The organism is Uliginosibacterium sediminicola, assembly GCF_039631295.1.
In the GTDB taxonomy this organism is placed as follows: domain Bacteria; phylum Pseudomonadota; class Gammaproteobacteria; order Burkholderiales; family Rhodocyclaceae; genus Viridibacterium; species Viridibacterium sediminicola.
The window spans coordinates 22,388-34,832 of the sequence record NZ_JBDIVE010000009.1; the positions used below are offsets into that span (position 1 = coordinate 22,388).

At 65.4% G+C, this 12,445-nt stretch carries 14 protein-coding genes; 3 read left to right on the forward strand and 11 right to left on the reverse strand.

Annotated features, from left to right (window positions below; all coding sequences use genetic code 11):
- Positions 1 to 159: 159 nt before the first annotated feature.
- Entirely contained in the window at positions 160 to 399 is a 240-nt protein-coding gene (locus ABDB84_RS15100) for a hypothetical protein (protein ID WP_345920581.1), read from the forward strand.
- Between the two features lies 1 nt (position 400).
- Positions 401 to 685, forward strand: a complete 285-nt coding sequence (locus ABDB84_RS15105) for a hypothetical protein (RefSeq protein WP_345920582.1) — start codon at positions 401 to 403, stop codon at positions 683 to 685.
- Positions 686 to 691: 6 nt separating this feature from the next.
- On the opposite strand, the gene ABDB84_RS15110 is transcribed toward ABDB84_RS15105, so the two are convergent.
- The 5 genes from ABDB84_RS15110 to ABDB84_RS15130 all read right to left on the reverse strand — a co-directional run bounded on the left by ABDB84_RS15110 (position 692) and on the right by ABDB84_RS15130 (position 6,691).
- A complete protein-coding gene (locus ABDB84_RS15110) occupies positions 692 to 2,254 on the reverse strand; it encodes an MDR family MFS transporter (protein WP_345920583.1) in 1,563 nt (520 codons plus the stop codon).
- A 19-nt stretch (positions 2,255 to 2,273) separates the two neighbouring features.
- The gene (locus ABDB84_RS15115; protein ID WP_345920584.1) at positions 2,274 to 2,705 is read right to left on the reverse strand and encodes a MarR family winged helix-turn-helix transcriptional regulator; all 432 of its coding nucleotides are present in this window, start codon (positions 2,703 to 2,705) and stop codon (positions 2,274 to 2,276) included.
- A gap of 109 nt (positions 2,706 to 2,814) precedes the next feature.
- Entirely contained in the window at positions 2,815 to 4,629 is a 1,815-nt protein-coding gene (locus ABDB84_RS15120) for a heparinase II/III domain-containing protein (RefSeq protein WP_345920585.1), read from the reverse strand.
- A 77-nt stretch (positions 4,630 to 4,706) separates the two neighbouring features.
- Positions 4,707 to 5,975 carry a DEAD/DEAH box helicase gene (locus ABDB84_RS15125; protein WP_345920586.1) on the reverse strand — a complete coding sequence of 423 codons (1,269 nt, stop codon included), beginning with the start codon at positions 5,973 to 5,975 and terminating at the stop codon, positions 4,707 to 4,709.
- A 77-nt stretch (positions 5,976 to 6,052) separates the two neighbouring features.
- A complete protein-coding gene (locus ABDB84_RS15130) occupies positions 6,053 to 6,691 on the reverse strand; it encodes a dioxygenase family protein (RefSeq protein ID WP_345920587.1) in 639 nt (212 codons plus the stop codon).
- A 10-nt stretch (positions 6,692 to 6,701) separates the two neighbouring features.
- Here ABDB84_RS15130 and ABDB84_RS15135 point away from each other — a divergent pair, with 10 nt between their 5' ends.
- Positions 6,702 to 6,923, forward strand: coding sequence for a hypothetical protein (locus ABDB84_RS15135; RefSeq protein ID WP_345920588.1), 222 nt, complete (start codon positions 6,702 to 6,704; stop codon positions 6,921 to 6,923).
- 147 nt (positions 6,924 to 7,070) lie between these two features.
- Here ABDB84_RS15135 and pyrF read toward each other — a convergent pair whose 3' ends face one another.
- The 6 genes from pyrF to ABDB84_RS15165 form a co-directional block, all read right to left on the reverse strand.
- Positions 7,071 to 7,886: an orotidine-5'-phosphate decarboxylase gene (gene pyrF, locus ABDB84_RS15140; RefSeq protein WP_345920589.1), complete on the reverse strand. Its 816-nt coding sequence runs from the start codon at positions 7,884 to 7,886 to the stop codon at positions 7,071 to 7,073.
- A 251-nt stretch (positions 7,887 to 8,137) separates the two neighbouring features.
- Positions 8,138 to 9,748, reverse strand: coding sequence for a methyl-accepting chemotaxis protein (locus tag ABDB84_RS15145; RefSeq protein ID WP_345920590.1), 1,611 nt, complete (start codon positions 9,746 to 9,748; stop codon positions 8,138 to 8,140).
- Positions 9,749 to 9,862: 114 nt separating this feature from the next.
- Positions 9,863 to 10,303, reverse strand: a complete 441-nt coding sequence (locus tag ABDB84_RS15150) for an ExbD/TolR family protein (protein WP_345920591.1) — start codon at positions 10,301 to 10,303, stop codon at positions 9,863 to 9,865.
- Complete coding sequence (locus tag ABDB84_RS15155) at positions 10,303 to 11,031, reverse strand: MotA/TolQ/ExbB proton channel family protein (RefSeq protein WP_345920592.1); 729 nt, start codon at positions 11,029 to 11,031, stop codon at positions 10,303 to 10,305. Before ABDB84_RS15155 ends, ABDB84_RS15150 begins: the two co-directional genes overlap by 1 nt.
- Positions 11,032 to 11,044: 13 nt before the next feature.
- Positions 11,045 to 11,731, reverse strand: coding sequence for an energy transducer TonB (locus ABDB84_RS15160; protein ID WP_345920593.1), 687 nt, complete (start codon positions 11,729 to 11,731; stop codon positions 11,045 to 11,047).
- The gene (locus tag ABDB84_RS15165; RefSeq protein WP_345920594.1) at positions 11,728 to 12,408 is read right to left on the reverse strand and encodes a Fe2+-dependent dioxygenase; all 681 of its coding nucleotides are present in this window, start codon (positions 12,406 to 12,408) and stop codon (positions 11,728 to 11,730) included. The genes ABDB84_RS15160 and ABDB84_RS15165 overlap by 4 nt, the downstream gene beginning before the upstream one ends.
- Positions 12,409 to 12,445: the final 37 nt, after the last annotated feature.

The following is a 12,445-nucleotide window of genomic DNA, read 5'->3' on the forward strand; positions in this document are numbered from 1 at the left end:
GGCGTGGCGGAAAAGGGTGCCCGGATTAAACCCGCAAATTGTGAACTTGGCTATCACTTGCCTGTCACTTGCGGCAGGCTGCGATCACATCAACAAATGCAATTGCGAACCATTCTCATTTGTGTAGAATGAGGGCTCTGATCCTCCACGGAGTTCACCATGGCCGAGCTGCACACCCAAAACCACACTTCCCTGGCGGGCGCGACGCTCTTCGCGATGACCCGCTATGTCGAGTCGCCCTGCGTCGAGAACGCCCAGCTGGTGGCCCGCCACCTCGAATGCGCGGCCGAGCAGCAGGCCGATCCGCGTCTGGCTGATCTGTGCTTTGCGCTGGCTCTGCGCTGGCGTGGTTACATCATGCGCAGCCTGAGCGCCACGGCACTGCCGGGAGCACACTGAGATGGGTGCCTTTGACAGCATTGCGCTGCTCTCCGATCTGGCCCTGGCCTCGCGCACGCCCGCCCTGGCCAGCACCTTGCTGGCGATGACGCGTTACATGGAGTGGCCGACCGAGGGCGCCGCCCAGGCCATTGCCTGTCATCTTGATTGCGTCGCCGAGGACGAAGACTGCGACGCCGCCACGCGCGCCATCGCCGCCTTGCTGGCGCGCTGCTGGCTGTATGGCGGCATCGCCGAGAACCTGGTCGATGCGCGCCTGGCCGAGCATGCGCGTTACGCTGACTGAGCGCGCTTACTTGTCGCTGCGGTGCGGGTCGTAGTGCGGCAGCTTCAGCGCCAGCATGACCGCGAAGAGGACCACGACGGCGCAGCCCAGATAGACGTGGTGCACGCCCTTGATCAAGCCGACGCGGATCTCGTCGAGTAGCGGCTGGGCGGCGAAGTGCAGGCGCGTTGCCAGCTCGGCCAGCGCCGCCTGATCCTGCACGCGAACCAGGATCTGCGGCGTGTCGAGCAGCTTGTCGAGCGCGGCATCGTGCAGATCATGTGCGGCCAGCAGGCTGCTGACGTGGCGCGAATAGCTGCTGTTGACGATCACCGCCGCCAGGCTGGTGCCGACCATGCTGCCGAGCATGCGCGTGGTCTGGATCAGCGCCGAAGCGACGCCGATGTCGCGGCGTTCGACCACCGCCTGGATCTGCAAGGTCAGATTGGGTAGCTGGAAGCCCAGCGCCAGCCCGCACACCCCGAAGGCGAACATGCCGACGAACTGCGGGCTGTCGGCATGCATCTGGATCAGCAGCAGGCAGCCTGCGAGCAAGCCGATCTGGCCGTAGGCGATCAGGCGTTCAGGACGGCGCAGCTGCGAGATCAGGCGGCCGTTGATGATGCTGCCGACGGTGATCAGCACCAGCAGCGGCGTCAGCAGCAGGCCGGCGGTCTTCGGCGAGAGGTCGAAACCGCCCTGCAGCAGCAGCGGCGAGTAATAGATCAACACAAACATCACCAGGCCGGTCAGCGCGCCGAGAGCGGTGAGCTGGCGCACCGCGCGATTGGCGAACAGCCGCGCCGGGATGATTGGCGCCCGTGAGTGCTGCTGGTGCCAGATGAACAGTGCACCGCCGGCCAGTGCGGCGAGCGCCAGACCGATGAACTGCAGCTGCAGGAAACCGTGCATCTGGCCGTGTTCGGTGGCCAGCAACAAACAGCTGATGCTGGCGGCCAGCAAGAGTGCGCCAAGCCAGTCGATGGATTTATCACTGCCCTTGTGATGCATGATGTGCGGCAGGTAGCGCGCAATCACCGGCAGGGCCAGCAAGGCCACCGGGAGATTGACGTAGAACACGCTGCGCCAGCCGGCATGCTCGGTCAGCCAGCCGCCCAGCGAGGGACCGATGGCGGTGGAAATGCCGAAGGTTGCCGACAGCATGGCTTGCCAGCGCACGCGCTGGATACGGTCGGGGAACAGATCGCTGACCGAGGCGAAGGCCACCCCGGTCAGCATGCCGCCGCCAATGCCTTGCAGGCCACGGGCCAGCACCAGCTGCAACATGCTCTGCGAGAGCCCACAAAGCGCTGAGGCCAGGGTGAATAGCAGGATCGAGCCGATGACGAAGGGCTTGCGGCCGTAGAGGTCGCCCAGGCGGCCCATGATCGGAATCATCACCGCATTGGTCAGCAGGTAGGCCGAGGCGGTCCAGGTGTAGAGCTCGTAGCCTTGCAGCTCGGCGATGATGCGCGGCATGGCGGTGCCGACCACGGTGCTGTCGAGGGCGATCAGCATGATCACCAGACAGATGCCGATCATGGCCGAGAGTGAGGCGGAAAAACTGCGCGGTGCTGCGGCTGCGTTCATGTTGGGTGCTTCCGGATGTTCAGGTGTTGTCGGCCTGTTCTTGCAAGGCGTCGCGCAATTCGCGCAGCGCGGCGATGAGGCGCTCGCGCGAGTCTTCGGGCAGGGTTTGCAGCACGCCATGGGCATGGGCGTTCATGCGCGCCTCGACCTCGCGGGCGGCAAGCTTGCCGGCCTCGGTGAGCTGCAATTGCACGCTGCGGCGGTCGCTCTCCAGCGTGTTGCGCAGCACCCAGCCCTGCTGCACCAGCTTGTCGACCGAGCGGCTGACCCAGCTCTTCTCCAGCCCCAGGCAGCGGCCGAATTCGGCCTGGGTCACCGTGCCCCGCCGCAGCAAGGTCACCAGCATGCGCCCCTGCGGCGGCGTACCGCCGTCGTGCAGGTATTTGCGCTGCGCGGTGATGAACAGACGCATCGCGTCGCGGAGGACGTCGGTGTCGGCAGAAGCGGGCATTGAGAAGCGGGCAGAAAGTGCGGGATGGGTTTGATGTTATACGCAACGATTGCGTATAGCAACTATTTGCACGCAGGGACGCGCAACTGGCTACGCCAGACTCCGCCAACTAATCTCGCGAGAAACGCACCTGGAGTTGCCAGCTGCCATCGGCGGCAACCGGCGCGCTGGCGAGCAGCTGGCGCTGCTTGGGATTGGGCAGGTCGAAATCGGCGCGTGGTGCGGAGATGTCGAGCACGCTCAGCCTGAGCGGCGTGCCGCTAAAGCGCAGCTGCAGCTGCTTGCCGGCCAGGCTCAGCACGACGTGCTGGCCGTCGATGCGGATCTCCGCTTCGGTGCTCATGCGCCAGTGGATCAGCTGCCCAGCGACGGCGCCGCTGATCTGGTCGCTGAGTTCCACGCGCTCGCCCTCGATGCGCACTGCGCGGCTTGCCGTGCGCAGCTGGCCGGGCAGGAAGATCGGGCTGAGGTCGAACAGGGCGCCCTGCGCATCGGCCTTGATCATGCGGGCCATGCCGCTTGCATTGTGCAGGCTGTCGCCGACGCTCAGGGTGTTGTGCGCGGCATTGCCGATGCGGAAAACCTGCCAGCGCGGCGAAGCCTGTTTCATGTTCCACAGATCGATGCCGCGCGCCTCCAGACTGTTGTAGTCCTGCATGCCGAGGTCTTTGGCCCAGCGCACGCCGTCCAGTTCGAGCACGAAGCTGCCGCCATCCATATGCGCATGGTTGTGTGCTGCGCCGCCGCCCTTGATGGCGAAGTACAGCGCGTTCGGGTCGTTCCAGGCCGAGCGCCAGATCGCTACCGGCTGCGGCCCCTGGCCGCTGAAATGCAGCGCTGCTGGCTTCGTCTGGCGCGTATCGGGCCACCACAGCGCCGCCAGCGGCGCGAAGCGCTCGCTGAGTCCCTGCTTGTTGCGGATCATCATGCGCTTGGCATCAACCAGGGTCGGCTGCTGCAGTTCGCGGGCGAGGTAGAACAGCGGCGGCGCGAGTTCCTGGTATTCGCCGCTGTCAGCAAAATTGAATTGCTTGCCGGTCGGGCCGACCGCCTGGGCGTAAAACTCGGCGCTGCGCTTCAAGCCCGGCGCATCGAGCAGCCCCCAATCGGTCTGCAGCGCGCTGCGCAAGCTGGCGACGAGCAGGGTTTCGTAGCTGGTGCCATAGCTCCAGTAGCTCGGGCCTTCGGGATAGACGCCATCCGGCTTGTAGGCGTCGAGCGCGATGAAGGCCTTGCTGCGCGCCGCGGCGAGCAGGTCGGCGCAGAGCGCCGGCTCGTCTTCCTCGACCGCCAGCGCGCCCAGCACCATGCCACCGATACACACTTGCCCCCAGTTGTTGTCCATCGAGAAAGTCTTGTGCCCTTTGCGTGCCTGGGCGATGCCCTTGTCGACGATGGCGCGGCGCAGGGTGGCGCGCTCATCTGCCGGCAGATCGTGATACAGCCAGTCATAGCTGATCGCCATGCCCGCCGTCATCTCGGCAACATCGAGGTAATGCTCGGGATGCCAGTCGGAGAACGCCGCCACGGCCAGCATCTCGCGCCGCGCGCGGTCGAGGAACACTGACTCGCCGGTGATGCGGTAAGCAAAGCTCCACAGCAGGCTGCGGCGAATGAACTCGCGTGACACATCGAGCAGGCGCCGCCCGATCAGCTTGCGCTCCACCGGCTCGCGTTTAAGGTCGTTGCGCGCGCGCTCCAGTAATAGCTCGATGAGGCGATTGAGATCCGCATCCGTGCCACGGCGTGCAGCCAGCATCTGCCAATCCGCCTGGCCGGCGATCAGGCGCGGGTGATCGGGCAGGCTGGCCGATGTCTTCACGGCTTGCTTGTTGGCCGTCGCCGCAGGCGGCGAGGCGCAGCCGCTCAATTGCAGGCTGCCCAGCAACAGGGTCTGGAGTACGGTGCGGCGCGGGACGGACATGGGCAACTCGCGTGCGGATCAGAAGTGCCTGAGTGTGCATGATTTTCTTGTGCTCTCCTGGGAGAAACACCGTTTGCTCAGGCTTGCTCGTCTGGCTGAACTGTGGCCTGGGCCGCTGCGGCGGCTTCGCGCAGCTTGTCTTTCTTGCTCTTGCGTTTGCCCTTGATGCCGCCGGCAGGGTCGCTGGGGCTGCTGCTGTGGGCTTCGGTCGGTTCAAAGCCGGCGACGATTTCGCGTTCCAGGCGGAAGCCGAGGCGTTTTTCGATCAGGCGGAAGTGGGCTTCGCTGTCGGCGGTGATGAAGCTGATCGCCAGACCCGGTTCGCCGGCACGTCCGCAGCGGCCGATGCGATGTGCATAGTCGGCGGGGGCGCGTGGCAGGTCGTAGTTGATCACCACCGGCAGGCGGGCGATGTCCAGCCCGCGTGCGGCAAGATCGGTGGCGACCAGCACGTGCAGCGCCTCGGCCTTGAAGGCGGCGAGGGTGTCGCTGCGCGCGCCCTGGCTCATCTTGCCGTGCAGGGGCGCGGCGCGGATGCCACGGCGCGCCAGCTTGTCGGCGACCAGCTCGCAGGCGTATTGGGTGGCGACGAAGACCAGCACGCGGCTCCAGCCGTCTTCGCGCACCAGTTGTTGCAGCAAGGCGGTGCGCCGCTGGCTGTCGACGCACACGGCGTGCTGCAGGATGTCGGGCTTGTCCACCGTGATCTCGATGCGCGTCGGCGTCTGCAGCAGGCCATCGGCGAGGCTGCGCACATCGGCCGGCAGGGTGGCGGAGAACAGCAGGTTCTGTCGTTTGGCGGGGAGCAGGGCGAGGATCTGCTGCAGCTCTGCGGCGAAGCCGGCATCGAGCAGGCGGTCGGCTTCGTCCAGCACCAGGATCTCGACGCTGGCTAGCGACAGCGCATTGTGATCGACGAGGTCGAGCAGGCGGCCGGGCGTGGCGATGAGGATGTCGGCACCGCCGCGCAAGGCCATCAGCTGCGGGTTGATCGACACGCCACCGAAGGCCAGCAGGGCTTTGGGCGGCGTAGCCAGGCTGCGGGCGAGGCTGCGCAGGCGCTCATCGGTCTGCTGGGCCAGCTCGCGGCTGGGCGAGAGGATCAGCGCACGCAGCGGGCGGGCGGCGTGGAAGCGGCCCTTGCGCGGGCGCTCGGCGAGCAGTTGCAAGACGGGCAGAGCGAAGGCGAGGGTCTTGCCCGAGCCGGTGGGTGCCGCGCCGAGCAGGTCTTCGCCGCGCAGTACGGCGGGGATGGCGGCGTGCTGGATGGCGGTCGGCGTGTCCAGACCCTGCGCGTGCAGGGCCTGTTGCAAGGCGGGGGAGAGCCCCAGTGAGGTGAAGGACATGGCGGGCGGGGCGAGTGGCTCAGCCCCGGATGATAGGCAAGTCTGGCGCCGCCGTCAGGATTGCTTGAATGGGCGGATCAGGGCGTGATGCCGACGGCGAGGCTTGCCGTGTAGCCGTTGCTCACGTCGCCGGAGACGCTGGCCATCTGCAGCGAGTAGCCATCGCTGAAAACATTGTCAGTGGCATAGCTGATGGCTGCCAGATTGCTGGCGCTGCCGCTGTATGCGCTGAGCGCGTAAACGCTGTTGCACATGGCTAGCGGGAAAGTCAGCTGCGAGGTCTTGATCTTGTTGCTCGCCGAGCTTGCGCTGGCGAGGCTGCGGTAGATCTCGAAATGGATGTGCGGCATGCGTCCGCTGTAGCAGCCGGGAACGATGGTGGTGAAGCTGACGCGGCCCGAGCTGTCCGTGACCTGCACGCCGCGCAGGTAGTTTTCGTTGATGATGGCGGTCGAATACAGCGAGTAGAGCCCCGCCGCATTGCAGTGCCAGAGATACACCGCATAGCCGGACAGCGCGGTGCAACTCGATGAGGTGTTCTGCAGTTGCAGCGTCATGGTCAAGGGCACGCCGCTGGCCACGCCGCTGGCGCCAGCAATGCTGCTGCGGATATCGCTGCGCACGATGCCGGACAGGCTCAGCACATTGACGACGCCATTGCTGTTGCTATTCGAACCATCGCCAGGGTAGGGGCCGGCGGTTTCTTCGGGGATCACTGAGCAGCTGGTGCTGCCAGTACTGCTGCTTGAGCTGCTGCTGGCTGCACTGCTGGACGAAGCGCTGCTGCTGGAACTGCTGCTGGATGAACTGCTCGACGAGCTCGAACTGTTCGAAAAACTGGGAACCGTGGTGCTGCTTCCTTCGCCACCGCCGCCGCAGGAACCGAGCAGCAGCGAGGCGCCTAGACCGCTGAGGCGTTCCAGCGTGAGGCGGCGCGCCTGGATTTGATTCAGATCATCTTGCAGGCTCATAGCGGACTCTCTTCGTGGTTTCGGGAATCATTCATGCTTGATGAACGCTTCAGTCAATTCTAGGCGGATGCCACGTAAATAAACGTTAGGCACCGCCATGCCGGATGAGCGGCGGCGCCCTCGTTCAGCGGTACTGGTTGATCTGGTCGCGCGTGGCCAGCGCCACGGCGCGCGCGGCCTCGGCGAAGTCTTCGCCCTGGCTGGCGTAGAGGATGGCGCGCGAGGAGCTGATCATCAGTCCGTTGCCGGCTGCCGTCTTGCCGGCCTTCACCGTTGCTTCGACATCGCCGCCCTGGGCGCCGATGCCGGGCACCAGCAGGGGCAGATCGCCGACGCGGCTGCGCACATCGGCCAGTTCGGCGGGGAAGGTGGCGCCGACGACCAGGGCGGCCTGGCCGTGGCGGTTCCACTTCTCGGCGACCAGCTGCGCGACATGCTGGTAGAGGCGCTTGCCGCCTTCAATCTGCAGGTTCTGCAGATCCGAGCCGCCGGGGTTGGAGGTGCGGCAGAGCACGATGAGGCCGCACTCGGGGTATTCCAGATAGGGCTCGACCGAGTCGATGCCCATGTAGGGGCTGACCGTCAGCGCGTCGGCCTGGTAGCGCACAAAGGCTTCGCGGGCGTATTGCGCGGCGGTGGCGCCGATGTCGCCGCGCTTGGCGTCGAGGATCACCGGGATCTGCGGATGATTGAGGTGGATGTAGTCGATCAGCGCTTCGAGCTGGGCTTCGGCGGACTCACCGGCGAAGTAGGCGATCTGCGGCTTGAAGGCGCAGGCCAGATCGGCCGTGGCATCGACGATGGCGGTGCAGAACGCGTAGATGGCGTCCGGCTTGCCTTGCAGGTGCGCCGGGAATTTCGACAGATCGGGGTCGAGGCCTACGCAGAGCAGGGAGTTGTTATGTGCCCAGGCGGTCTGGAGGTCTGAAATGAAGCTCATGTGCGCGGATCCAGCGGTTTCGATGGCCGCCAGTTTAACGGCTGGCGCCGGCGCTGTCCTGTGCGGACGGGTGTGCGGCGCTCAGCTGTGCGCGCTCAGCAGCTGTTCATGATCTTACTGCGAGGCCGTGATCGGGGCTCATGCGCTGCTCGGAATCCTCATTGATCAACCTAAACTCCGGTTCCTGTGCTGCTCCGCATTTGCCAACTGAGCCCGCTGACGGCCTCTCGCTACAGATCGTGAACCGCTTCTCAGACCTTGTAGGCGGCCAGCGCGGCGTTGATTTCGGCGCTGATCTGCAGCAGGCGTTCGACCGACTGGGTGGCGGCTTCGGCCTGCTCTTTGTTGTGCTCGGTGACGCTGACAATGCGCTCGACCTGCTGCGTGATGGTCTGGCTCATGCGGCTTTGCTCGTGGATGGCGGAGGTGATTTCATCTACCTCGGCCACCACGCGGGTGGTGCCGGCCTCGATATCGGCAATCGATTCGCCGGCCCGCTTGCCACTGGCCACGCCGGCATGCACTTCGCTGACGGCCGCTTCCATGCTCGCCACAGCGTCCCGCGTGCCGCCCTGCACACGCTCGATCAGGTGGCTGATGTCCTTGGTCGAATTACCGGTGCGCTCGGCAAGCTTGCGTACTTCGTCGGCGACGACGGCGAAGCCGCGCCCCTGTTCGCCGGCCCGTGCAGCCTCGATGGCGGCATTGAGGGCCAGCAGATTGGTCTGGTCGGCAATCTCGCCGATGATGTTGGCCACCCGCGAGATTTCATCGGTATGGCCACGCACCGCGCTGATTTTCTCCGAGGCGGCCAGCACCGAGCTAGCGATGCTCTCGATGCCGTGCACGGTGTCCATCACCACCTGGGCGCTGGCGCGCGCCTGGGTGCTCGATTGTTCGGTGTGCAGGCAGGCTTCCTGCGCATTGCTCTCGGCCTGGGCGATGGCGCCGGCCATCTGCTCGACCGCCTGCGCGACGGCATTGGACGCTTCGCTCTGGGCACGCGAATTCTGCGTGATCAGCTTGGAGGACTTGTCGGTATCGGCCGCCACCTGCAGCACTTGCGAGGCGCTGCGCTGCACATTGGCAAAGCTCTGGCAGAGCTTGTCGAGCAGCTGGTTGTAGGCGTTCAGCGTGAGGCCGACTTCGTCACGCGATTCGACCTTGATGCGCTGGGTGAAGTCCAGCTCGCTGGCGGTGTGCGAAATGGCTTGCTGCATCACGCTCAGCGAACGGGTGATCGAGCGCGCCAGCAGCAAGCCGACGATGACCATCAGCACGGCGCCGGCAATGGCGGCGATGATCATCAGGCGCATGGTCGAGGCCTGGCTGTCATCCGCCCGCTCGGCAATTGCGGTGGCCTGGGTGCCCTTGAGCACGACCAGATGATCCAGCCCTTCGGCGAGTGACTTGTGCAGTGGCAGCACGCGGTTGCTCATCGCGGCGGCAGCCATTTCGGCTTCACCCGCCTTGGTGAGGCCGGAGACTTGCTGCATCGCCGATACGTAGGAAGCAATGCCGCGCGTGGTTTGCGTCAGCAGATCCTTCTCGGCGGCATCCTGGGTGCGTTCGGCGTAGAAATTGATGCGGTCGATGAGCTTGTCGCGCAGCGCCTGCATGGTGTCGGCCAGTTCCTTGGCATGCGCCTCATCCTTGTTGGTGAGCAGCTCGTAGGCCGTGGCATGCATGGTCAGGTAGCCGGCGCGGATGTCGGCGATGGCCGATAGCGCCGGCAGCGTATTGCCGGTGACATCCTTGACGCGTGTTCCTACATTCTGCAGACCGAACAGGCCGACCGCGCAGACGGCCAGTGTGGTCAGCAGGCCCAGTAATGCAAGTAACTGGATTTTAATTTTGATCATGGCCGCACCTACTGAAAGCTCTCCTCGCCAGACGTTGGCGAGGAGCGGGCCTGCCTCCTTTATGCGAGGCCCTGCGAATTCAACGGCGCTGGCCGGGGCAACTTTAGGGGTGCATCAGGGCGGCGTGCTGACGAAGGCGAGTTTGGTCAAGCCGGCACGTGCGCTGGCAGCCATCACGCGGGCCAGCACTTCGTAGGCGGTCAGGTGATCGGCGCGCAGGTGGATTTCCGGTTGCTGCGCCGGGTCGCTGATCAGCTGGCCATCGGCGCCACGCGCGGCGGCCTTGAAGCGCTCTTCGAGGCCGGTTTCGCTGATCGCCTCACCGTCCCAGAACAGCGTGCCATCAGCGTCGATGGCGATGTCGATCTTGCGCGCCTTGCTGACGTTCTCGCTGCTCGATGCCTTGGGCAGGTCGATCTTCACCGCATTGGTCAGCAGTGGCGCGGTAAGGATGAAGATCACCAGCAGCACCAGCATCACGTCGATCAGCGGCACCATGTTGATCTCGGCCATCGGCGCGCTGGCCGAGCCCTTGTTGAATGCGCCGAAAGCCATCACGCCGCTCCTTGCAGCACATGCAGGCTATTGCTGTTCTGCTTCACCTGGCTGCCGGTGGTGAGATAGGCGAACAGGTCGTGCGCAAAGGCGTCCAGGCTGGCCAGGGTGAGGCGGTTGGCGCGTGTGAAGAAGTTGTAGGCGACCACCGCGGGCAGGGCGACGGCCAGACCCAGGCCGGTCATGATCAGCGCTTCACCGACCGGGCCGGCGACGCGGTCCAGGGTGCCGGCGCCCGACATGCCGATGCCGACCAGCGCGCCATAAACGCCCCACACCGTACCGAGCAGGCCCACGAACGGCGCGGTGGCGCCGACCGTGGCGAGGAAGGTGAGGCCGTTTTCGAGCTGTGCGGTTTCTTCGTCGATGGTCTTGCGCATGCTGCGCGTGAGGAACTCGGCCAGGGTGCCGCCCTCGCCGATCTTGCCGCCACCGGTCTTGCCATGGTGTTCGGCGGCGAACAGAGCATGGCTGGTCAGGTGTGCAAAAGGCTCGTGGGCGCCGTGGGTATTGATCTCGTTCTTGACGGCGTCAAGGCTGCTGGCGTCCCAGAACTTTTCGACAAAGCGCTGGCTGGCGCGGCGCTGGCGCAGACCGGTGATGGCCTTGGTGAGGATGAAGTACCAGGAGGCCATCGACATCAGGATCAGGACGACCAGCAGGGTTTTGCCGAGGCCATCAGCCTGGGCGAGGAAGTGGGTGAAACCAAGAGAGTGTTCGGCGGGCATGGGACTAACTCCTTCAAAGCTTGAAAATGATCGGTACGGTGAACCAGCCACCGGTGTTCTGACGCCCCTGGCGCAGCGGGCAGACCCAGTTGCGCACGCCTTCGCGGGCGGCACGGTCGAGGCGGCTGCTGCCGCTGCCGGTCTGCACTTCGACGCGCGTCGGGTGGCCTTGCTCATCCACCTGCAGGCGCAGCATGACCTGGCCTTCTTCGCCCAGGCGCATCGCTGTGGCGGGGTAAATCGGTTCCGGGCTGGCGGTGCAATCGACGCTGCGATTGAGCTCGCTCGGGGCGGCCGGGGCTGGCGGTGCCGGGCGCGGTGCGGGCGGCGCTTCGGCGGCTGCAGCCACCGGCGTCGGCGCGACCTGGCGCGGCGCTTCGGTGGCCGCGGGCGCGGTGGCTTCGGCCTGGATCAGCGGTGTGGCCGTTGGCGTGGGTGCCTGGGTGCGTGTTTCGGTTGGGCGCGGCGTGACCTTGCTGGGTGCTTGTTTGGGTTGTGGCGGGGTGGGGGTGTCCTTCGGGGCCTGGGTGGGGATCCAGCTCACGCTCAGCACCGGGAGTTCTTCCGGTTCGCTGCTGCGGATCACCATGGTCGCCAGACCCGCGGCGGCCAGTACATGAAGGCCCATCACCGCAACACCGACGGCACTGCGTTGTGCCAGCGGCTGACCGTTGCCGGCGAGTGGGCTGCGCAGACTCATAATTCGCTCCATTGACGCAGCAGGTTGTGATAGTTCCCGGTGAGGGAAATGGTTTCTTCGCAGTCGCCGAGGCGGTTGCGCAGGCTGGCGATGGCCATGTCCAACTCGAACAGCAGGCGGCGTTTGCCATCGTCGCGCACCATGCTCTGCATCCACATGAAGCAGGCGACGCGTTCGCCACGTGTGACCGGCTCGACGCGGTGCAGGCTGGTCGAGGGATAGACCACCATATCGCCGGCCTTGAGCTTGACGCGGTGCTCGCCGTAGGTGTCTTCGATCACCAGTTCGCCGCCGTCGTAACTCTCCGGTTCGGCGAGGAACAGCGTCGCCGAGACATCGGTACGCAGGTGGCGCCCACCTTCGGGCAACAGGCGCACGGCGTTGTCGACGTGCTTGCCGAAGTACTCGCCACCCGAGTAGGCATTGAACAGCGGCGGGTAGATTTCGCGCGGCAAGGCTGCCGAGAAGAACAGGCCGTGGCGCGACAAGGCGGTGTGCACAATGGCGCGCGCCAGCTTGATCTCAGGCGCTGATTCGGGCAACTGCCGATTGTACTTGACCTTGGCCGACTGGCTGCCGGCGGTGATCTTGCCATCGGCCCAGTCGGCCTGCTTGAGCAGTTGTTGCAGACGCGCCAGTTCTTCAGCGCTAAGGACTTCGGTTGCCTGGATCAGCATTGCCTGTATTTCCCTTGGGTGTGCTGCCGCGCCACTG